This window comes from Mesorhizobium sp. P171375, from assembly GCF_057786075.1.
Genome location: NZ_JBYNWF010000001.1, coordinates 4,203,182 through 4,224,171, shown reverse-complemented (window position 1 = coordinate 4,224,171; position 20,990 = coordinate 4,203,182). Strand labels below are relative to the sequence as shown.

Annotated in this window: 21 protein-coding genes and 1 pseudogene; 9 read left to right on the top strand and 13 right to left on the bottom strand. The window is 62.4% G+C overall.

Annotated features, from left to right (window positions below; translation table 11 throughout):
- Positions 1–64: 64 nt before the first annotated feature.
- Entirely contained in the window at positions 65–1,087 is a 1,023-nt protein-coding gene (locus ACYHH6_RS20440; protein ID WP_352591227.1) for an aldo/keto reductase, read from the top strand.
- A 108-nt stretch (positions 1,088–1,195) separates the two neighbouring features.
- On the opposite strand, the gene ACYHH6_RS20435 is transcribed toward ACYHH6_RS20440, so the two are convergent.
- The 4 genes from ACYHH6_RS20435 to clpP form a co-directional block, all read right to left on the bottom strand.
- Positions 1,196–1,468, bottom strand: a complete 273-nt coding sequence (locus tag ACYHH6_RS20435) for an HU family DNA-binding protein (protein WP_112392385.1) — start codon at positions 1,466–1,468, stop codon at positions 1,196–1,198.
- 198 nt (positions 1,469–1,666) lie between these two features.
- Entirely contained in the window at positions 1,667–4,078 is a 2,412-nt protein-coding gene (lon, locus tag ACYHH6_RS20430) for an endopeptidase La (RefSeq protein ID WP_488500463.1), read from the bottom strand.
- 274 nt (positions 4,079–4,352) lie between these two features.
- On the bottom strand, positions 4,353–5,627 hold the full coding sequence (gene clpX / locus ACYHH6_RS20425; protein WP_023682305.1) for an ATP-dependent Clp protease ATP-binding subunit ClpX: 1,275 nt from the start codon (positions 5,625–5,627) through the stop codon (positions 4,353–4,355).
- A 294-nt stretch (positions 5,628–5,921) separates the two neighbouring features.
- Entirely contained in the window at positions 5,922–6,551 is a 630-nt protein-coding gene (clpP, locus tag ACYHH6_RS20420; RefSeq protein ID WP_192253416.1) for an ATP-dependent Clp endopeptidase proteolytic subunit ClpP, read from the bottom strand.
- Positions 6,552–6,866: 315 nt separating this feature from the next.
- Here clpP and ACYHH6_RS20415 point away from each other — a divergent pair, with 315 nt between their 5' ends.
- The 3 genes from ACYHH6_RS20415 (at position 6,867) to ACYHH6_RS20405 (ending at position 9,359) form a co-directional block, all read left to right on the top strand.
- Positions 6,867–7,457, top strand: coding sequence for a hypothetical protein (locus ACYHH6_RS20415; RefSeq protein WP_352591115.1), 591 nt, complete (start codon positions 6,867–6,869; stop codon positions 7,455–7,457).
- Positions 7,458–7,564: 107 nt separating this feature from the next.
- Positions 7,565–8,812: a cytochrome P450 gene (locus tag ACYHH6_RS20410; protein ID WP_352591118.1), complete on the top strand. Its 1,248-nt coding sequence runs from the start codon at positions 7,565–7,567 to the stop codon at positions 8,810–8,812.
- A complete protein-coding gene (locus ACYHH6_RS20405) occupies positions 8,781–9,359 on the top strand; it encodes a hypothetical protein (RefSeq protein WP_352591121.1) in 579 nt (192 codons plus the stop codon). The genes ACYHH6_RS20410 and ACYHH6_RS20405 overlap by 32 nt, the downstream gene beginning before the upstream one ends.
- Positions 9,360–9,363: 4 nt before the next feature.
- Here ACYHH6_RS20405 and ACYHH6_RS20400 read toward each other — a convergent pair whose 3' ends face one another.
- From ACYHH6_RS20400 to ACYHH6_RS20370, 7 genes are all read right to left on the bottom strand, one after another.
- Positions 9,364–9,711 carry a cupin domain-containing protein gene (locus tag ACYHH6_RS20400; protein WP_352591124.1) on the bottom strand — a complete coding sequence of 116 codons (348 nt, stop codon included), beginning with the start codon at positions 9,709–9,711 and terminating at the stop codon, positions 9,364–9,366.
- A 90-nt stretch (positions 9,712–9,801) separates the two neighbouring features.
- Entirely contained in the window at positions 9,802–11,082 is a 1,281-nt protein-coding gene (locus ACYHH6_RS20395) for an O-acetylhomoserine aminocarboxypropyltransferase (RefSeq protein ID WP_352591127.1), read from the bottom strand.
- Positions 11,083–11,262: 180 nt separating this feature from the next.
- Complete coding sequence (locus ACYHH6_RS20390; RefSeq protein WP_352591130.1) at positions 11,263–11,784, bottom strand: CoA-binding protein; 522 nt, start codon at positions 11,782–11,784, stop codon at positions 11,263–11,265.
- Positions 11,781–12,533: a GNAT family N-acetyltransferase gene (locus ACYHH6_RS20385; protein ID WP_352591133.1), complete on the bottom strand. Its 753-nt coding sequence runs from the start codon at positions 12,531–12,533 to the stop codon at positions 11,781–11,783. Before ACYHH6_RS20385 ends, ACYHH6_RS20390 begins: the two co-directional genes overlap by 4 nt.
- A 10-nt stretch (positions 12,534–12,543) precedes the next feature.
- Positions 12,544–13,320, bottom strand: a complete 777-nt coding sequence (locus ACYHH6_RS20380) for an AAA family ATPase (protein ID WP_352591136.1) — start codon at positions 13,318–13,320, stop codon at positions 12,544–12,546.
- Between the two features lie 9 nt (positions 13,321–13,329).
- Positions 13,330–13,752, bottom strand: coding sequence for a VOC family protein (locus ACYHH6_RS20375; RefSeq protein ID WP_352591139.1), 423 nt, complete (start codon positions 13,750–13,752; stop codon positions 13,330–13,332).
- A 3-nt stretch (positions 13,753–13,755) separates the two neighbouring features.
- Complete coding sequence (locus ACYHH6_RS20370) at positions 13,756–14,571, bottom strand: enoyl-CoA hydratase (RefSeq protein ID WP_352591141.1); 816 nt, start codon at positions 14,569–14,571, stop codon at positions 13,756–13,758.
- Between the two features lie 177 nt (positions 14,572–14,748).
- On the opposite strand from ACYHH6_RS20370, the gene ACYHH6_RS20365 reads away from it, so the two are divergent.
- The 3 genes from ACYHH6_RS20365 to rpsI all read left to right on the top strand — a co-directional run bounded on the left by ACYHH6_RS20365 (position 14,749) and on the right by rpsI (position 16,385).
- Positions 14,749–15,213, top strand: a complete 465-nt coding sequence (locus tag ACYHH6_RS20365; protein ID WP_352591144.1) for a PaaI family thioesterase — start codon at positions 14,749–14,751, stop codon at positions 15,211–15,213.
- Between the two features lie 223 nt (positions 15,214–15,436).
- Positions 15,437–15,901 carry a 50S ribosomal protein L13 gene (gene rplM / locus ACYHH6_RS20360; protein WP_112561362.1) on the top strand — a complete coding sequence of 155 codons (465 nt, stop codon included), beginning with the start codon at positions 15,437–15,439 and terminating at the stop codon, positions 15,899–15,901.
- A gap of 1 nt (position 15,902) precedes the next feature.
- A complete protein-coding gene (gene rpsI, locus ACYHH6_RS20355) occupies positions 15,903–16,385 on the top strand; it encodes a 30S ribosomal protein S9 (RefSeq protein WP_112561361.1) in 483 nt (160 codons plus the stop codon).
- A 261-nt stretch (positions 16,386–16,646) separates the two neighbouring features.
- Here the strand turns inward: rpsI and ACYHH6_RS20350 are convergent, their stop codons facing one another.
- Positions 16,647–17,546, bottom strand: a complete 900-nt coding sequence (locus tag ACYHH6_RS20350; protein WP_352591147.1) for a LysR family transcriptional regulator — start codon at positions 17,544–17,546, stop codon at positions 16,647–16,649.
- Between the two features lie 91 nt (positions 17,547–17,637).
- Between ACYHH6_RS20350 and ACYHH6_RS20345 the strand changes: the two genes are divergently transcribed.
- Positions 17,638–18,510: an aldo/keto reductase family oxidoreductase gene (locus ACYHH6_RS20345; protein ID WP_352591150.1), complete on the top strand. Its 873-nt coding sequence runs from the start codon at positions 17,638–17,640 to the stop codon at positions 18,508–18,510.
- Positions 18,511–18,707: 197 nt separating this feature from the next.
- On the opposite strand, the pseudogene ACYHH6_RS20340 reads toward ACYHH6_RS20345, so the two are convergent.
- Positions 18,708–19,719 (bottom strand): annotated as a pseudogene (locus tag ACYHH6_RS20340) (glycerophosphodiester phosphodiesterase family protein).
- A 269-nt stretch (positions 19,720–19,988) separates the two neighbouring features.
- Between ACYHH6_RS20340 and speB the strand changes: the two are divergent.
- Positions 19,989–20,990: an agmatinase gene (gene speB / locus ACYHH6_RS20335; RefSeq protein WP_352591153.1), complete on the top strand. Its 1,002-nt coding sequence runs from the start codon at positions 19,989–19,991 to the stop codon at positions 20,988–20,990.

Below are 20,990 nucleotides of genomic sequence, written 5' to 3'. Positions count from 1 at the left end.
TTTGCTGTGCCACCGGCGTGATAGTGTCATGTCAGACAAATCAATCCAGGAAATCTCAAGCGACATGAAGACACGGCATTTCGACCGCATCGGCAATGGCGGCATCGACTTCACCGAACTCGGCTTCGGCAGCGCGCCGCTCGGCAACCTCTACCGCGCCGTCCCCGACGAGGATGCCAATGCCACGCTGGAGGCGGCGTGGGCGACCGGCTGCCGCTACTACGACACCGCGCCGCTCTATGGCTTAGGTCTCGCCGAAACACGCCTCAATGCCTTCCTGCGCGGCAAAAGCCGTGACGACTATGTGCTGTCGAGCAAGGTCGGCCGCCTGCTACGCGTTTGTTCGCCGGAAGAGCGCACCGGCATCGGCAAGTTCTTCGACACGCCGACGCGCCGCGAAATCTACGACTACAGCTATGACGGCGTCATGCGCTCGTTCGAGGCATCGCTGGAACGGCTCGGCGTCGACCGCATCGACATCCTTTTCGTCCATGACCTCGACATCTTCACCCATGGCAGCAAGGAAGCGTCCGACCAGCGTATCGAGGAGTTCATGGCCTCGGGCTACAACGGACTGCTTGCGCTGCGCGACCAGGGTGTGATCAAGGCGTTCGGCGGCGGCATCAACGAATGGGAGGTCTGCCAGACGCTGGCCGAGCGCGGCGATTTCGACCTGTTCCTACTGGCCGGGCGCTACACGCTGCTCGAGCAGGAAGCGCTTGCCACCTTCCTGCCGCTCTGTGAGAAGCGCGGCATCGGCATCGTGCTCGGTGGCCCCTACAATTCCGGCATACTGGCGACCGGGCCGAAGCCAGGCGCCTATTACAATTACTCCGAGGCGCCACACGACATCATGGATCGTGTCGGGCGCATCGAGGGGGTCTGCAAGCGCCATGGCATCAGGCTGATCGAGGCTGCGCTGCAGTTCCCGCTGCTGCACCCGTCCGTGGTGTCGGTCATCCCCGGCGGCCAGCGGCCGGCCGAGGTTGAAAGCAACCGCGCACTGCTCGACGCCAAGCTGCCCGCAGCACTTTGGGCCGATCTCAAGCAGGAAGGCCTGATGAGGCCCGACGCGCCGGTGGGCTGAAGGCTCGCCTCAGCGGGCTGACGGCCTGCCGTGTCGCTTTGCCGTCGAGGCAAAAGAAAAGCCGGGCGAACCCGGCTTTTCAAGATTCTCTGAAAAGAAAAAATGGTCTTAGTTGACCGCGTCCTTGAGGCCTTTGCCGGCCGAGAACTTCGGCACGGTACGCGCCGGAATCTTCACTTCCGCGCCAGTCTGCGGGTTGCGGCCAGTCGACGCCGCGCGCTTGGAGACGGTGAAATTTCCGAAGCCGACGAGCCGTACATCGCCGCCCTTCTTCAGTTCGCCAGTGATGACGGAGAACACCGCATCGACCGCCGACTGTGCGTCACCCTTCGAAATGCTCGCGGATTCAGCGACAGCGGAAACCAGTTCGTTCTTGTTCATAAAAATTCCCTTCCATGAGAAAAACCGGAACTCTTCGACTCATCCGGCAGGAAACGGACTTTAGAAAGAAGCGCTCCCGCAACCAAGTCGAAAAGCGCGGAAAAAGTTCGAAAAAGCCCGGAAAAGGTGGGTTTTTCACATGAAAAAGCCGGGCTCAAGGCCCGGCTTTCCATTTGTGCACTGCACACTTAGCAAAAACTAATGTGCAAGCGACTTTCCAGCATCGTCGGCGCTATCGGTCGTGGCCGGCGGATTGACCGGCTCGACCCACTCGATCGGCTCCGGCATGCGCACCAGCGCATGCCTCAGAACCTCGCCGACGCGTGAGACCGGAATGATCTCCATCCCGTTCTTCACGTTGTCCGGAATCTCCGCCAGATCCTTGGCGTTGTCTTCCGGGATCAGCACCTTCTTGATGCCGCCGCGCAGTGCGGCGAGCAGCTTCTCCTTGAGGCCGCCGATCGGCAAGATGCGGCCGCGAAGCGTTATCTCGCCAGTCATCGCCACATCGGCCCTGACCGGAATACCCGTCAGTATCGACACAATGGCTGTCGCCATGGCGGCACCTGCGGACGGTCCGTCCTTCGGCGTAGCGCCCTCCGGCAAGTGCACGTGGATATCGCGCTTGTCGAACAGCGGCGGCTCGATGCCGAAATCGACGGCTCTTGAGCGGACATAGGAGGCCGCCGCCGAAATCAATTCCTTCATCACGTCGCGCAGATTGCCGGTCACTGTCATGCGGCCCTTGCCGGGCATCATGACGCCTTCGACCGTCAGCAGCTCGCCGCCGACTTCCGTCCAGGCAAGACCGGTGACGACACCGACCTGATCGTCAGCCTCGACCTGACCGAAGCGGAAGCGCTGAACACCGAGGTAGTCGGCGAGGTTCGCCGCCGTGATGCTCACCGTCTTCTTCTTGGTCTTCAGGATCTCGGTCACCGCCTTGCGCCCGAGCTTCATCAGCTCGCGCTCCAGGCTTCTGACACCCGCTTCACGGGTGTAGGTCTGGATGATGCCGCGGATCGCGTCCTCGCTGACCGAAAATTCCTTCGGCTGCAGCGCGTGGTCGCGAACCACCTTGGGCATCAGGTGACGCTTGGCGATCTCGATCTTCTCGTCCTCGGTGTAGCCGGCGATACGGATGATCTCCATGCGGTCCATCAAGGGCGCAGGGATGTTCAGCGTGTTCGCCGTCGTCACGAACATCACGCTCGAAAGGTCGTATTCGACCTCGAGGTAATGGTCCATGAACGTCGAGTTCTGCTCGGGATCGAGCACCTCGAGCAAGGCCGATGACGGATCGCCGCGGAAGTCCTGGCCCATCTTGTCGATCTCGTCGAGCAGGAAGAGCGGGTTGGACTTCTTGGCCTTCTTCATCGACTGGATGACCTTGCCGGGCATCGAACCGATATAGGTGCGGCGGTGACCACGGATCTCAGCTTCGTCACGCACGCCGCCAAGCGCCATGCGGATGAACTCGCGGCCGGTCGCCTTGGCGATCGACTTGCCGAGCGAGGTCTTGCCGACGCCGGGAGGGCCGACGAGGCACAGGATCGGCCCCTTCAGCTTCTTCTGGCGGCTCTGCACGGCGAGATACTCGACGATGCGGTCCTTGACCTTGTCGAGGCCGAAATGATCGGTGTCGAGCACGTTCTGCGCAAACGCCAGGTCCTGCTTGACCTTGGAGTTCTTGCCCCACGGGATCGACAGGATCCAGTCGAGATAGTTGCGCACGACGGTTGATTCAGCCGACATCGGCGACATCGTCCGCAGCTTCTTCAACTCGGCTTCCGCCTTTTCGCGGGCCTCCTTGGAGAGCTTGGTCTTCTTGATGCGCGCCTCGATCTCGGCGGCTTCGTCGCGGCCGTCCTCGCCTTCGCCGAGCTCCTTCTGGATCGCCTTCATCTGCTCGTTGAGGTAGTATTCGCGCTGCGTCTTCTCCATCTGGCGCTTGACGCGCGAGCGGATGCGCTTCTCCACCTGCAGGACGGAGATTTCGGCTTCCATGAAGCCCATCGCCTTTTCCAGCCGCTCCTTGACGGAAAGCGTGGCCAGCATCTCCTGCTTTTCAGGGATCTTGATGGCGAGATGCGAAGCGACCGTATCGGCGAGCTTGGAATAGTCGTCGATCTGGCTGGCAGCGCCCACCACTTCGGGCGAGATCTTCTTGTTCAGCTTGACGTAGTTCTCGAAGTCGGTGACGACCGAACGCGCGAGCGCCTCGACCTCAACCTCTTCCTCTTCCGGCTCGACCAGCGCCGCAGCGCGGGCTTCGTGGAAGTCCGGACGGTCGGTGAACGAGACGATTTTGGCGCGCGAAGCGCCTTCGACCAGCACCTTGACGGTGCCGTCGGGCAGCTTCAGCAATTGCAGCACATTGGCGAGCGTGCCGATGTCGAAGATCGCATCGGGCTCGGGATCGTCATCGGCGGCATTCATCTGGGTGGCAAGCAGGATCTGCTTTTCCTGACCCATAACCTCTTCCAGCGCCTTGATCGACTTTTCACGCCCGACAAAGAGCGGAACGATCATGTGCGGGAACACCACGATGTCGCGCAGTGGGAGGACTGCGAAGACGCCGTCGCTGGGAGCCTTGGATATTTTGGCCATTGTCCAACCTTTCATGTCGCGGCCGCTAATTGAGCCAACCGCGAATCTCATATTAACGACCGTGGGTCGTTCCGCCTACCACCGTTTGTGACGGGAGTTTTACAGCACAGAATTCGGCACCACGGCCTTCCAGTGTTAGTTGGATGCACAAGGGGCAAAGATCAAGGGTCAACACGGGCCGTTCGTCCACTCCAGCACTAGGCTTGATACCTCACCACAGCAAAACGGCGCCCAAGGGGCGCCGTTCCATAAAAAGGTTGGGCCAGATGCCATGTCAGGCGCTGACGTTGCCCTTCTTTTCTTTCTGCTCGGAATAGATGTAGAGCGGCCGGGCGCTGCCGGTCACCACTTCTTCCGAAATCACCACTTCGCGCACGCCTTCCAGCGCGGGCAGTTCGAACATGGTGTCGAGCAGGATCGCTTCCATGATCGAGCGCAGGCCGCGGGCGCCGGTCTTGCGCTCAATGGCGCGCTTGGCGATCGCCGACAGCGCATTTTCGTGGAAGGTCAGGTCGACACTCTCCATCTCGAACAGCCGCTGATACTGCTTGACCAGCGCGTTCTTCGGCTCGGTCAGGATCTGGATCAGCGCCGGCTCGTCGAGGTCTTCCAGCGTCGCCAGGACAGGCAGACGGCCGACAAACTCAGGGATCAGGCCAAACTTCAGGAGATCCTCGGGCTCGACCAGGCGGAAGACGTCGCCGGTGCGACGATCCTCGGGCGAAGCGACGATGGCGCCGAAGCCGATCGAGGTTTTCCTGCCGCGATCCGAGATGATCTTGTCCAGCCCGGCGAAGGCGCCGCCGCAGATGAACAGGATGTTGGCAGTGTCGACCTGCAGGAACTCCTGCTGCGGATGCTTCCTGCCGCCCTGCGGCGGCACGGAGGCGACGGTGCCTTCCATGATCTTCAGAAGCGCCTGCTGCACGCCCTCGCCCGACACGTCGCGGGTGATCGAGGGGTTGTCCGACTTGCGCGAAATCTTGTCGATTTCGTCGATGTAGACGATGCCGCGCTGGGCGCGCTCGACATTGTAGTCGGCCGACTGCAAGAGCTTCAGGATGATGTTTTCGACGTCCTCACCGACATAACCGGCTTCGGTCAGGGTCGTGGCGTCGGCCATGGTGAAGGGAACGTCGATGATGCGGGCCAGCGTCTGCGCAAGTAGCGTCTTGCCGCAGCCGGTCGGGCCGATCAGCAGGATGTTGGACTTCGCCAGTTCGACGTCGTTGTTCTTGCCGGCATGCGCCAGGCGCTTGTAGTGGTTGTGCACGGCCACCGACAGCACGCGCTTGGCGTAGGGCTGGCCGATGACATAGTCGTCGAGGACCTTGAGGATCTCCTGCGGTGTCGGCACGCCCTCGCGCGACTTCACCATCGAGGTCTTGTTCTCCTCGCGGATGATGTCCATGCACAGCTCGACGCACTCGTCGCAGATGAACACCGTCGGGCCGGCGATCAGCTTGCGCACCTCGTGCTGGCTTTTGCCGCAAAACGAGCAATAAAGCGTGTTCTTGGAATCACCGCTGTTGTTGCCGACCTTGCTCATTTTCCTGTCCTTTCATCGCCGCCCGCCGATGGTCTGGCTGAAACGGCGCATATTCTATCTATCGCGGGAATTCGCCGCCGCCAGTGTCCCGGCTCCCGCAACGCAATCCTTACGAAACACAAATCAGAAAACGTAGCAATGATTCGCGACAACCCCACCCAAAGCTAAGCCGTCGAAAATCAACATAGCATTAACGTAGGCAATCCCATCCGCCGAGGGAACAGCCAATTGTGGCCGAAATGCCGCAAATCCCAGCAAAAGCGTGTTATCCCGCCATCCAACGGCCATGCAGCCTTATGCGGCGACGCCTTCGACCGGCTCGCGCGACGAAATGACCTTGTCGATGAGGCCGAAATCCCTGGCTTCGTCGGCGGTCATGAAATGGTCGCGGTCAAGCGTCTTTTCGATCTCTTCGTAGCTCTTGCCGGTGTGCTTGACATAGACCTCGTTGAGGCGGCGCTTCAGCTTGATGATGTCCTGGGCGTGGCGCTCGATGTCGGACGCCTGGCCCTGGAAGCCGCCGGAAGGCTGGTGCACCATGATGCGGGCATTCGGCGTGGCAAAACGCATATCCTTGTGGCCGGCGGTCAGAAGCAGCGAGCCCATCGACGCCGCCTGGCCGATGCACAGCGTTGACACCGCCGGCTTGATGAACTGCATGGTGTCGTAGATCGCCATGCCCGAGGTCACCACGCCGCCCGGCGAGTTGATGTAGAGGTTGATCTCTTTCTTCGGATTTTCGGCCTCGAGGAACAAAAGCTGCGCACAAACCAGCGTCGCCATGCCGTCTTCGACCGGGCCGGTGATGAAAATGATGCGCTCTTTCAGCAGGCGCGAGAAAATGTCGTAGGCCCGCTCGCCGCGATTGGTCTGCTCGACCACCATCGGAACGAGGTTCATGTAGGTTTCGACGGGGTTCTTCATGGACTATCCCTTTTTGGAGATGGGGATTCCGGCGCCGGGAATATGAGCAATCGGGCAGAATCGGTTCTGGACGGTTAGGATGTAAATAGGATGCCGGCTCACCCTAGCGCAAGGCCGCCTTCTCCTAGCCATCTGGTTAAGTCGAATCAAGGTTTCCGCGCAAGGGGAAGCCAGGACGCGGCTGGCCCCGTTGAGTGTAGCAATTCCTTAACCGCATCGCTTAACGAAATGCGGCGAAACCGCTTTCCCCTAGAGAACCATACCCTACAATTCAACGTTGAACTTGCGTTTTCGCGTTCAAACAGGGGGAGTGCCATGATCAGGAAAACAGCTTGCCTCGCCATTGCCGGCCTGGCCGGTCTCGGCATGGTGTCTGAAGCGGTCGCCGGCGGCCGCGCCGCCGAATGCTACGAGCCGGTGCACAGGCCGGCGCTCTATGACACGGTCTATGAAGACGTCATGGTCAGCCCCGGCGGGCAGCTGGTCGATTACGACCCCCCGATCTACGGCACGATGGAGCGCGTCGAGCAGATCGCGCCGCCCCGCGTCACCTATGAGGTCGTGCCGGCCATCACCCGCACCGTCTATCACACGGTCAAGGTCGACGATGGCGGCTATGCCTGGGAGTGGCGCGTCATCCATGGCCGCCGGGTGCTGTGCAAGATCTGGCGCAAGGCGCGCTATGCGCGTGTCGCCGAAACGGTAGAGATTGAACCCGCGCGTACCCGCCGGGTCGTGCTGCCGGCCGAATATGAGAGCGTCGCGCATGAAGTGCTGGTGCGGCCCGAGCGGCGGCACATCACCGAGATTGCGCCGTCATACCAGCGGGTGGCGCGCCGGGTGGTGGTGCAGGAAGGCTCGACCAGCTGGCGCCGCGTGCATATTGCGCGCCATTGCCAGGATTAGAGTTCGGCACGTCGTTGAGAGCCGTCCCGGCTGGCTCAATCCATAGGCCCGTCGGTGGGCAACATACGGTCTGGCACCAAGCTGGCAAGCCGCGCTAATGGTCTGGCATGACCAAATCCATGCCGCCCTACCTCTCCTTTGATCCAGCCGCGCGCCGTCTTCGGCTCGATCCGCATGAGCCGGCGTTTTTCCAGAACCCTTACGACGCCTACGCCTTCCTGCATGGCGCATCGAACGCCTTCTTCTGGGAAGAATTCGGCTTCTGGTGTTTTGGCGGCTTCGACGACGTCAACCGGCTGCTGCGCGACCGCCGCTTCGGCCGGCAGAGTCCGACCGGCGTTCCGGACAGGCGCGGCGTCGGCATGGATCGCTCGCATCTTGCCGCCTTCGACGGCATCGAGACCAATTCGATGCTGGAGCTGGAACCGCCGGTGCACACCAGGCTGAGGACGCTGGTCAACCGCGCCTTCGTCTCGCGCCAGGTTGAGCGGTTGAGACCCCGCGTCGAAGCGCTCGCAAATGAGCTTATCGACCGGTTCGAACCGGGCCAGGTCGATCTGCTGCCTGCCTTCGCCTCACCCTTGCCGATCACCATCATCGCCGAAATGCTTGGCGTGCCGGTCGAAATGGGGCCGCAACTGCTCGACTGGTCGCACCAGATGGTGGCCATGTACATGCACAGCCGCACACGCGAGATCGAGGAAACGGCCAATCGCGCCGCGCGCGATTTTTCCGACTTTTTGCGCGGCTATGTCGCCAAGCGGCGCAAGCAGCCAGGCGACGATCTGTTGTCGTTGCTGATCGCGGCGCAGGAGGATGGCCAGAAACTCTCGGAGGACGAACTGGTCTCATCCGCCATCCTTTTGCTCAATGCCGGCCACGAAGCAACGGTCCACCAGACCGGCAACGCCGTGCGCTCATTGCTGGCGCAAGGCGGCGATCCCGGCCGTTTCTTCACCTCGCCGGAGGCTACCGCGGCTACCGTCGAGGAATGCCTGCGCTTCGACGCGCCGCTGCACATGTTCACCCGCTACGCCTATCATGAGATCGAGGTGACATCAGGGGTTGTCGTACAACCGGGCGAGACGATCGGCCTGCTGCTCGGCATGGCCAACCATGACTCGCTTGCCTTTGCCGAACCCGAGGTCTTCCGGCCCGGCCGCGCCGACCAGAAGAACGTCTCGTTCGGCGCCGGCATTCATTTCTGCATCGGCGCGCCGCTGGCGCGGCTGGAATTGCAGGTATCGCTGAAAACGCTGTTCGAGCGGCGGCCGCAGCTCCATCTTGCCGAGGAGCCGTGCTTCCGCGACACTTATCACTTCCATGGGCTGGAAAGGCTCGTCGTCGGGTTCTGACGCGAGGCCGGGGTCAAACGAGCAGCCCGAAGAGGGCGAGGCCGAAAGGGTCGCCGGCGAATGTCAGTGCCAGTTCAATCGCTTTCAGGCGATCGGTTTCACACAGGCCGACCTCGATCAATATGCCGCCTCTCTGGGCGAGAAATTCGACTATCCGACGGGCGACAAGGAGAAGGCCTGGCAGGCCATCGCCACCAGCGCAAGCGACACCGCAACCGGTTGCGACATCATCGGCGGCAAGAGCCAGTGGCAGCCGGCCTACTTCAACCATGGCGACCAGACGCAAGATTTCAGTGACTTCATCGCCGCCTGTCCGGCCAAGGATTTCATCCTGGGCAACCGCAAGTTCGGCACACGGGACCGGGCGCTCGGCCTGTGCGGCTGCCTTGCCCGCGAAATGCCGACGCAAGGAATAACGCAAGCCGGGCTCGACCTGGTGACACGCTACTACCGCGACGAAATATCGGACAGCGATGCCGAGGCCGAGGATGCGCTGGCGATGCACGACAAGGCGTCGGAAGGGTGCCTCAGTTCGTTTCCGAAGTAGTCGTTCAGAGCTTGATCACGTACTCCTTGCGAGTCGTTTCAAGCACTTCCCAGCTGCCCTTGAAGCCCGGCCTGAGCACGAAACTGTTGCCGGCACGCACGGTGCGCGCCTCGCCGCCGTCCTCAGCTATCACCGAAACGCCGGACAGGATGTGGCAGAACTCCCATTCGTCATAGACGATGCGCCACTTGCCGGGCGTGGCTTCCCATATCCCGGCGTATAGGCCGCCGTCGCGCTCCTCGACGTTCCATGTGCGGAATTTCGGATCGCCCGCAATCAGGCGATCCGGTGCCGGCGCGCCATGCTCGGCGTCGACGCTGTCGGTCGATATCGTCAGGTAATGCGTGGACAAGAATTGCCTCCATGAAAGAGCCGGCTTGCGCCGGCTTGCCCCCACCCCGGCGCTGCGCGCCGACCCTCCCCACAAGGGGGAGGGTAAAGATCAAACCTTGGCCAGAGCCTGTTCCAGATCGGCGACGATGTCGTTGACATCCTCGATGCCGATGGAAAGCCGGACCGTGTCCGGTCCCGCGCCGGCCTTGACCTTCTGCTCGTCGGACAGCTGGCGGTGCGTGGTCGAGGCCGGGTGGATGACCAGCGATTTGGTGTCGCCAACATTGGCCAGATGCGAGAACAGTTCGAGCGCCTCGACGAATTTGACGCCCGCCTCGTAGCCACCCTTCAGGCCGAAGGTAAACACTGCGCCGGCGCCGAGGGGCGAGTATTTCTTCTGCAGCGCGTTGTTCTTGTCACTTGGCAGGCCGGGATAGTTCACCCAGGCGACCTTGGGGTGGTTGGACAGCCAGCCGGCGACGGTGACCGCATTGTCGCAATGGCGCTGCATCCTGAGCGGCAAGGTCTCCAGCCCAGTCAGGATCAGGAAGGCGTTGAAGGGCGAGATCGCCGGGCCGAGGTCGCGCAGGCCAAGCACGCGCGCGGCAATGGCGAAAGCGAAATTGCCGAAGGTTTCGTGCAGGACGATGCCGCCATATTCGGGGCGCGGCTCCGACAGCATCGGGTACTTGCCCGATTTCGACCAGTCGAAGGTGCCGCCGTCGACAATGGCGCCGCCGATCGAATTGCCGTGACCGCCGATGAATTTGGTCAGCGAATGGACAACGATGTCGGCGCCATGCTCGATCGGCCGCACCAGATAGGGCGAGGCCAGCGTGTTGTCGACGATCAGCGGCAGGCCGTGCTTGCGGGCGATGTCGCCGATCTTTTCGATATCGACGAAAGTGCCGCCCGGATTGGCCAGGCTTTCGATGAAGATCGCCTTGGTCTTGTCGTCGATCTGGCTCTCGAAGGTGGAGATGTCGTTGGTGTCGGCCCAGCGCACTTCCCAGCCGTAATTCTTGAAGGCATGGCCGAACTGGTTGATCGAGCCGCCGTAAAGCCTTGTCGCAGCGACGAAATTGTCACCGGGGCGCATCAGATTGTGGAACACCAGGACCTGCGCGGCGTGGCCGGAGGCAACGGCCAGCGCCGCGGTGCCGCCTTCAAGCGCGGCGATGCGTTCCTCCAGCACCGCCTGGGTCGGGTTCATGATGCGGGTGTAGATGTTGCCGAAGGCCTTCAGCCCGAACAGCGACGCGGCATGGTCGGCATCGTCGAAGACGAAGGAGGTCGTCTGATAGATCGGCGTGGCGCGTGCGCCGGTCGCCGGGTCGGGCTTGGCGCCGGCATGGACGGCGAGCGTGTTGAAACCGGGCGTACGGGTCATCGAAACCTCCCTCTCCTGAACCTTCTGAAAATCGTGGGCATTCTTGGCGAACCGCAGCCACGAATGCAAAGAAGAAAATACCTTTCGGCAAGCGATCTACGATGAACGCGCGGGGAACTTCATCGCTTCCCGGAATATTTTGCTCGCCTGGGAACCGAGCATGGCTTTCGGGATCGCGGTCTATTTCTGGCGCACGCCAAAACTCTGGAATCCCGACCGCATCAGCGGCTTCTTAGATGACAGCACACCCGAGTTAACACCGGTCCAGCCGATCTCGCCCGACAGCTTGCCATATTCGATCTTGGGGCAGCGGTTCATCACCACCTTGATGCCGGCCGCTTCGGCGCGCGCCGCCGCCTCGTCATTGCGCACGCCAAGCTGCATCCAGATCACCTTCGGCAAGGGATTGAGCTTCAGCACCTGATCGAGAATGCCGGGCACTGCAGTGGAGGCCCGAAAAATGTCGACCATATCGACGGGACCCGGCAGATCGGCCAGGCTGGCATAGACTGTGCGGCCGAGGATTTCCTTGCCGGCCTGTCCGGGATTGATCGGGAAGACCAAAAAACCCTTGGCCAGCAGATATTTCAGCACGAAAAAGCTCGGCCTGACGTCATTGGCCGACGCGCCGACCATGGCGATGGTTTTCACCGAATTGAGGATGCCGCCGATATAGGCATTGTCGTAGGTATCGTGGTTCATCCGGCAATTGCCTTCCTGCGGTAGTGATAGCGGTAGAGTTCTTTGGTGAACCCAAGCGAAGCATAGAGCGCGCGGCCCGGCGCATTGTCGGCGACGACCTGCAGGCAGGCCGCCGAGACCCCTGCACGCCGCGCCCAGCCGATCAGGCTGCCGACCGTCCTTCGGCCGAGGCCTTGCTGCCGAAACCGGCTGTCGGTCTCGACCGACTCCACCACAAGCAGCCCATTGCGGATGACGCCATAGGCCAAAGCGGCAATTTCGCTGTCGCGCTCGCAGGACACGAACGCCTTGTCGCCGGTGATCAGCCCGGGCATCTCGCGAAAGACGCGGCGATCGGTGTCGTCATAGGCACCCATGCGGAACCGCGCGGCGAACCAGTCCTCGCTGGGCGTCGGCGACACGGTGACGTACTCATCGCTGACATCGACCAGTTCCTCGATCCCGCCATAGAGATGGATGGTTCCGCCTTCGAAATCGTAGCCGCGGCGGCCGAGCAGCGTGTCCATTTCGGCGGCGATGTCGGGAACCCGGAACAGCGGCGTCTGGCCATGATCGAGATAGAATGCCTCGGCAACATCGAGCACGCTTTCAGGCGTTCCGCGCTTGCCCCGCAAGGGATTTACCGAATTGCTGCGCCGGATCCGGCCGCCGGAGCGCCTGAGAAGCCAGCCGTCGAAAACCGTCTCTACCGCTGCCGGCCAGGCTTCGCGGCAAGCCTGTTCGCTCTGCCAGTTGAGATCGTCGCTCATGCCCGCACCGTCACTCGTTGTCTTCCTGCAGCGCCTCTTCCATAAACGCCTGCGGGTCGGTGCAGAAGTCGCGCATCATGCGAAAATGGTCGGTGTCGCTGAAATCGGTCGGGTCGAGGCCGAAACGGCTGATGCGGAACAGCCTAGCGCCCGGACAGGCCATCAACAGCGGCGAATGCGTGGCCATGATCACTTGCGCGGTCCCCGACTGGTCCATGCGCCGCAGCATCTTCAAGAGTTCGATCTGCCGCGATGGCGACAACGCGCTTTCGGGCTCGTCGAGGATGTAGATGCCTTGCCGGCGGCAGCGCTCCTCGAAGAAGCGGATGAAGCCCTCGCCATGTGACCAGGACAGGAAATCCGGCGGCGTCCCGCCGGATTCTCTGGCCGCCTCGTCGAGGTAACGGGCTACAGAATAGAAGGATTCGGCGCGAAAGAACCAACCGGCTGTAACCTTCGGCAGCCAATGGCAACGAAAGCTGTTGGCAAGCCCAGCACCGCTCTTGTCGATGGCATGAGAATGGTCGACCGGCATGTAGCCCTTGCCGCCACCTGCTTCGTCGTAACCGGCCAGCGCGCCGATGGCTTCCAGCAGCGTCGATTTGCCTGTGCCATTTTCACCGACGATGATGGTGATCGGCGTGTTGAATTCGAGCGAGAATTCCTGGCCGCGAAACAGCGGCAGGTTCCACGGGTATTTTTCCCAGTCGGCCACCCGCTCGGGATCGAGCAGGATGCGCTTGAGGTAAGGCGCCTTCAGCCGCGTCAACTGCTTGCGGTAGGCCATCCCCGGCGATCAGTCCGGCAGCGAAATGGTGCCGTCTTCCGCGATCGGGAAGGCCGGATTGTGGGCGACTTCCCAGACATGGCCGTCGGCATCGGCGAAATAGCCGTACCAGCCGCCCCAGAAGGCGCGGCCGGCCGGCTTGACGATCCTGCCGCCGGCTTTCTCCGCCATGGCGAGCACCTCGTCGACTTCGGCATCGGAGCGGGTGTTGTAGGCGAGGTAGACCGCCGACGGCGCCCTGGCGAAGGTGACGCCTGAATCTTCTTCGGCGCTTTGGCGTGGAAACAGGCCGAGAATGACGCCGCCCATCTGGAAGAAGGCGACGCCGTCGGTGATGCCGGCGTGACGCTTCAGGCCCATTGCCTCATAGAAGCGCACGGCGCGGTCGAGATCGTCGGTGGCGACGGTGATGATCGAGATGCGCGGTTCCATGTTTTAGTCGTCCGTCCATTCCGGCTTGCGCTTGCCGATGAAGGCGCCGATGCCTTCTTCCGCATCGCGTGCCAGCATGTTCTCGACCATGACGCGGCCTGTATAGGCATAGGCGTCGGCCAGCCCCATTTCGGCCTGCGCGTAAAAGGCTTCCTTGCCGGTCTTGACCACCAAAGATGATTTGGAAGCAATGGTTTGCGCGTATTTGGTGACGATCTGATTAAGGTATTCGCGCGGCACGACGCGGTTGATAAGGCCGAACTCCTTGGCCGTCGCGGCATCAATGGTCTCGCCCGTGAGCAGCATCTCCATCGCCTGCTTGCGCGAGACATTGCGCGACAGCGCCACCATCGGCGTCGAACAGAACAGGCCGATATTGACGCCGGGCGTGCAGAAGGTCGCTTCGTGCGAAGCAATCGCGAGGTCGCAGCTGGCCACCAGCTGCAGTCCGGCGGCGGTGGCAAGGCCATCGACCTCGGCGATTATCGGCAGCGGATGGCGCACGATCGCCTGCATCAGGGCAGCACAAGCCGAAAATGTCTGCTCGAAGAACACCTTGCCCTTGTCCGCGTCGGCGCGGCGCGCGGTCATTTCCTTGAGGTCGTGACCCGCACAGAAAACCTTTCCGGCCGCCGCCAGGACGATGACGCGGACGGATTTGTTGGCTTTTGCATGGTCGAACTCGGCACTCAGCGCCGCCATGGCGGCAAGCGACAAGGCATTGGCAGGCAGGTTGGCGAGCGTCAGACGCAGCACGCCCTTGTCCAGCCTGGCGATGACCGGACCTTCGGGCGGCTTGATCGCGACTATTTCGGCCATGAGCCGCTTCTCCCCAGTCGAGTTGGATGACTACAATCTAGTATGCGATCTTGCTTCGTCCAACACCTTGAAACCGACGCTGGCACAAGCGACGAACCGACCTGACGCCATCGGCGACGGTTGCAACAGGGACCGGACCACGTTCATACAGGCGCAGGTGCCAAGGGGGAAACCGACATGCCCGCCCAGGACAATCTCAAGCCGGTGCTGAATGCGGCTGAAGTCAATGCGCTGATGGCCAGCGTCTACCCGCAGCTCAACGACGAATTCGCTTCATACGAAGCACTTGAAGTGTTTCCTGGCGGCTGCACGGTGCGGCTCAATGCCGACGAGCGGCATTTGCGGCCCGGCGGCACGGTGTCGGGTCCGTCGCTGTTCACGCTGGCCGATATTGGCGGCTATGTCTGCGTGCTCAGCCATGCCGGACAGGACGCGCTATCGGTGACCGTCAACCTCAACATCAACTTTGTCCGCAAGGCCGAGGCCGGGCCGATCGACGGCCATTGCCGCATCCTGAAGCTGGGCAAGAGCCTTATGGTGTTCGACATCGACATCGTTGCCGGACCAGACGGACACACGGTGGCGCATGCAACGGGCACCTATTCGATCCCGCCGAAGCGGATAAATGATGTGGTAAAATAATACCTTTTACTCAAGTAGTTGTTTTTACTATATTTTTGGCGATGACGGGCGTTTCCTGCGCCTTGACGCGCAAAGCCCCCTCGCCTATAAGCCCTCCCGAAGCAGCGGCCCGCAAAGGCCGCCGTTTTGTTATTGGCGGCGGACAAGCGTCTTGTCACCAATCCAAGCAACAAGAAACGCCTTCCCGATCGTTTGGGTAGGTCCTAACCGAAAGCAGAAATCCATGGCAACCTTTTCGCAGAAGCCTGCGGATGTGGTGAAGAAGTGGGTGCTGATCGACGCCGAGGGTCTCGTCGTCGGCCGTCTCGCCACTGTCATCGCCAATCATCTTCGCGGCAAGCACAAGCCCACCTTCACCCCGCATGTCGACGACGGCGACAACGTCATCGTCATCAATGCCGATAAGGTGGTGTTCACCGGCAAGAAGTTCACCGACAAGGTCTATTACTGGCACACCGGTCACCCCGGCGGCATCAAGGAGCGCACCGCGCGCCAGCTGCTCGAGGGCCGTTTCCCCGAGCGTGTCGTTGAGAAGGCCGTCGAACGCATGATCCCGCGCGGGCCCCTCGGCCGTCGCCAGATGAAGAACCTCCGCGTCTATGCAGGCACGGAACATCCGCATGTCGCCCAGCAGCCCGTCACCCTCGACGTCGGCGCGCTGAACGCCAAGAACAAGAAGGCTTCGTAAGATGGCTGAGCTTTCCTCGCTCGCAGAACTCGGAACGGCTACCGGCAACACCAACACGCAGCCGGCTGCTCCCGTCCATGTCCAGAAGCTCGACAAGTCGGGCCGCGCCTATGCCACCGGCAAGCGCAAGAACGCTATTGCGCGCGTCTGGGTGAAGCCGGGTTCCGGCAAGATCGTCGTCAATGACAAGGAATTCGCGACCTATTTCGCGCGTCCGGTCCTGCAGATGATCCTCAACCAGCCGATCATCGCCTCCAACCGCGCCGGCCAGTACGACATCGTCGCCACTGTCGTCGGCGGTGGCCTGTCCGGCCAGGCCGGTGCGGTTCGTCACGGCATCTCCAAGGCGTTGACCTACTACGAGCCGGCACTGCGCGCCGTGCTGAAGAAGGGTGGCTTCCTGACCCGCGACAGCCGCGTCGTCGAGCGCAAGAAGTACGGCAAGGCGAAGGCCCGCCGCAGCTTCCAGTTCTCGAAGCGCTAAGCGTATCGAGCTTCCATGTCGAAAAGGCCGCCTCCGGGTGGCCTTTTTGTTTTGGGTCTCGGCAGTCACCCCTCCCGCGCCTTCGGCGCGACCTCCCCATCGAGGGGAGGTAGAAGGTCGCGGCAGTTTCGCCCGACGCCATTCAATAAGGTGGCAGGGCACGGAACGACAGTGCAAGGGGCGTGACGCCCTACCTCCCCTCGATGGGGAGGTCGGCGCGCAGCGGCGGGTGGGGTGACGGCGCCGGCTTCAGTTCAAGTCTCAGAACTTGCCGGCCTTGACGAAATCGATAAACGCCCGCAGCGGCGCCGGCACCAAGCGCCGTCCCGGATAATAGAGAAACGGTCCGGAAAAGCTCTGCCACCACGGTTCGAGGACGGGCTCGAGGGCGCCGCTCTCGAAGTGAGGGCGAAGCCAGCCCTCGAAGAGCGCGACGATGCCGCTGCCGGCAATCGCCGCATGGACGGCAAGGTCGCTCGCGCCGCCGATCCGCACGATCAACGGCCCCGTCGTGTCGACCCGCACCACTTCGCCGTCGCGCTCAAATTCCCACGGCAGCATCGCACCGCTGGCAAAGCGGCCGCGCAGGCAGGAGTGGCCAAGCAGGTCGCTCGGATGTTGCGGCCGTCCATGAAGATCCAGATAGGCAGGGCTGGCAGCCGTGGCGAAATGCTGCACGCGCGGTCCGATCGGCACCGCGATCATGTCCTGCTCCAGCCGCTCGTCGTAGCGGATGCCGGCATCGCAGCCGGCCGCCAGAACGTCGACAAAGTTCTCATCGGCGATCACCTCGAGCCGGATGCCGGGATAAGCGGCGAGGAAGCCCGGAATGATGTCGGGCAATATCAGCCGCGCGGCGCTGACCGGCACGTTGAGACGCAGCGAACCGGCCGGCCTGTCGCGAAACCCATTGACCACGTCGAGCGCCGCCTCCACCTCCGACAGTGCCGGGCCAAGCCGTCCCAAGAGGCTGAGGCCGGCCTCGGTCGGGACAACGCTGCGCGTCGTGCGGTTGAACAGCCTGACCCCAAGCTGCGTCTCCAGCCGGCGCACCGCCTCGCTCAAGCCCGACGCGCTGCCGCCACTGGCGCGAGCCCCTTCGCGAAAACCGCCGGCACGCGCCACCGCCACGAATGAGTTCAGATCGCCAAGGTCCATCATTGTTCGCCATTCCGCACAAGCTGTGCGGATTGTACCTTATTATCCCGAGGTTGAGCAGCGTCTATCTTCGCCTCCTCAAAGGAGATCGAGCATGTCCACTATCCAAAAGTCCGGCATATTCACCCTCGGCAGCCACACCGTGAAGCGGCTCGGCTACGGCGCCATGCAACTTGCCGGCCCCCACGTTTTCGGTCCGCCGAAGGATCGGGACGCGGCCATTGCCGTGTTGCGCGAGGCGGTGGCGTCCGGGGTCAACCACATCGACACCTCGGACTATTACGGCCCGTATGTCACCAACCAGCTGATCCGCGAAGCGCTGGCGCCCTATCCTCAAGACCTCGTCATCGTCACTAAGATCGGCGCGCGGCGCGGCAGCGATGCCTCCTGGCTGCCTGCCAATTCGCCCAAGGAGCTTGAGCAAGCTGTGCACGACAATCTGAGGAACCTCGGCCTTGAGGTTCTGGACGTCGTCAATCTGCGCTCCATGTTCGGGACGATGGGGCCGTCCGAAGGCTCGATCGAAGGGCAGTTGACAGCGCTTGCCGAATTGCAGCGCAAGGGGCTGGTGCGCCATATCGGCCTGAGCAACGTCACTCCTGCGCAGGTCGCGGAAGGCCGGGGGATTGCCGAGATCGTCTGCGTGCAGAACATGTACAATCTGGCGCACAGACACGACGACGGATTGATCGACGAGTTGGCGCGCGCCGGTATCGCCTACACTCCATTTTTCCCGCTCGGCGGCTTCAGCCCGCTGCAATCGTCGACCTTGTCGGAGGTGGCGGCGCGGCTCGGCGCCACGCCGATGCAGGTGGCGCTGGCCTGGCTGCTCGAGCGCTCGCCGAATATCCTGCTGATTCCGGGGACATCGTCGGTTGGGCATTTGAGGGAGAATTTGGCGGCGGCGGAGCTGGAGCTGTCGGTTGATGTGCTGAGCGAGTTGGATGGGGTCGCGAAGGCGGCGTGAGACCTTTGCGGGTTGCGCTATCACCCCACCCGCGCCTTCGGCGCGACCTCCCCATCGAGGGGAGGTAGGAGGCTGCGGCAGCTTCCCTGCCCTGCGATCATTGCAATGGTCAGGACATAAGCGCCAACGCCCTACCTCCCCTCGATGGGGAGGTCGGCGCGCAGCGCCGGGTGGGGTGAAGCGCCGGCGTTGAATTTCTAATTGATACTCGCCGTACTCGCCGGCTCGGCCGGCTTTGCATCATCCGCATAAGGCACGCGAAACCCATTCGCCGCCAGCCACGCAATCGCAACCTTCGGTTCGTCGGTCTGGATGATGGTGGCGCCGCGTTCGGCCCAGAAACCGTAGGTCTCGGCCGGCAGGCTGGCCGCGGCCGCCTGAGAGGAAGCCGCCCGGTTTGTTGACGATGGCGTAGGTGTCAGCCCAGATGTGCCAGCCGCCCCGCACCGACACTGCCCGCATGCGAGTGCTGAACAGCGGACCGCCGGTCTCAGTTAGCGTTTGCGCCTCGATCGCGCCGGGCGTAAATGCCTTGCCGACCTGCTCGGCAAAGGCAGCGTCATGCACGGCGTCGTCAGCGATGATCGGCATGAACTGGAAACCGCCGCCGGCGGTGTCGAGCGTCGCCTTGACGGTGTCGATCCGCTGCTGGTTCCAGAGGTTTTCCTTGACGATCACCTGTTCGGCCATGCCGAGATCGCGGGCAACCGCGATCATCCCGGGCAGCGCCTGGACATCGAGCTTGTTGTCGAGATTGATCAGGATCCGATCCCTGGTCGCCAGCAGCATTTCGCGCAGCGTGGAAACACTTTCCCCGGTGACGGCGCCGGTGCCTTCGACCACCAGCTTGCAACGCTTGAGCTTTGCCAGCGTGTAGTTGAACACCTCGCCCTTGCAAGTCGTGGTGCGGTCGAGCCAGCTGTCATGCATGACGACGAATTCACCATCCTTCGAGCGCCTGATGTCGACCTCGACGATCTCGGCGCCGATGGCGATCGCGCCTTCGACGGCGACGAGCGAGTTTTCGGCATAGAGCGTCTTGCCGGCCTGCATGCTGCCGGCGCGATGCGCGGCGACAATGACATGGTCGCGCCACTGGTTGGCATGCTCGAAACGGTCGAGGATCTGCCTGGCGCGGGTTTCGCTTGCCTGGGCCTCGCCGGTGAAGGCGGCAAGTGCTGCGCAAAACAGAAGGCATATGGTCCGCATCGAGAATCGCTCCTTGCCGGGTCGACCCGGGGATAGGCGACGTCAGTGACAGGCCGGTGAACGAAGCCGGCTATCGGCTGCCTTGGGAGCCAGGGAGCAGCCCGTCGTGCTGCTGCAATGAAGTCGTGCTGAAACCCTTGTGCAATGGCGGGATGCCTGCTGCGCAGCGGCATAAGAGAAGCGCGCCATGTCGTTTCGCCAAGCTGTGACTGGCATCTTGCGTACCGGTTCTGTAGTTGTGGCAGCCCGATGAACAAAGAGGACCCGTAATGGCGAACCAGACCATCGACAACGCCTTCACCGCCCGCTCCAAGACGGGGGCATCCTTCGAGCCGACCTATGCCGGCGCGCTGTCGTTCATGCGGCGCAAATACACCAAGGATGTAAAGGGCGCGGACGCGGTCGTATGGGGCATTCCTTTCGATGCCGCCGTGACCAACCGGCCGGGCGCGCGCTTTGGGCCGCAGGCGATCCGCCGCGCTTCGGCGATCCTCGACAACGACCCGCAATATCCGTTCTCGCGCGACCTGTTCGAGCATCTCTCGGTCGTCGACTATGGCGACTGCCTGCTCGATTCGGGCAATCACCAGAAGACGCCCGGCACGATCGAGCGCGAAGCGGCGAAGATCCTGAAATCGGGCGCCTTCCTGCTCTCGCTCGGCGGCGACCATTTCGTCACCTGGCCGCTGCTCAAGGCGCATGCCGCCATCCATGGGCCGCTGGCGCTGGTGCAGTTCGACGCCCACCAGGACACATGGCCGGACGACGGCAAGCGCATCGACCACGGTTCGTTCGTCGGCCGGGCCGTCAATGAAGGCATCATCGACCCTGATCGTTCGATCCAGATCGGCATCCGCACCCATGCGCCCGATACGTTCGGCATCAAGATCCTCTACGGCCACGAGATCGAGGAGATGCGGGCTTCCGACATCGCCTATGCCATCGTCGACCGCACCGGCGGCAGGAAGACCTATCTCACCTTCGACATCGACTGCCTCGACCCGGCGTTTGCGCCCGGCACCGGCACGCCGGTCGCCGGCGGACCGTCCTCGGCGAAAATCCTCTCAACGCTGCGCCAGCTCGGCCAGATCGATATTGTCGGCGCCGACGTTGTCGAGGTTGCGCCGGCCTATGATCACGCCGATATAACGGCGATCGCCGGTTCGATGGTGGCTATGCACTATCTCGGCCTGGTGGCCGAACGAAAGGCGCGCGCCGAGGAGTTGAACAACGGCAACCATGGCGCTACGAACCACGGCCAAGGCATATAG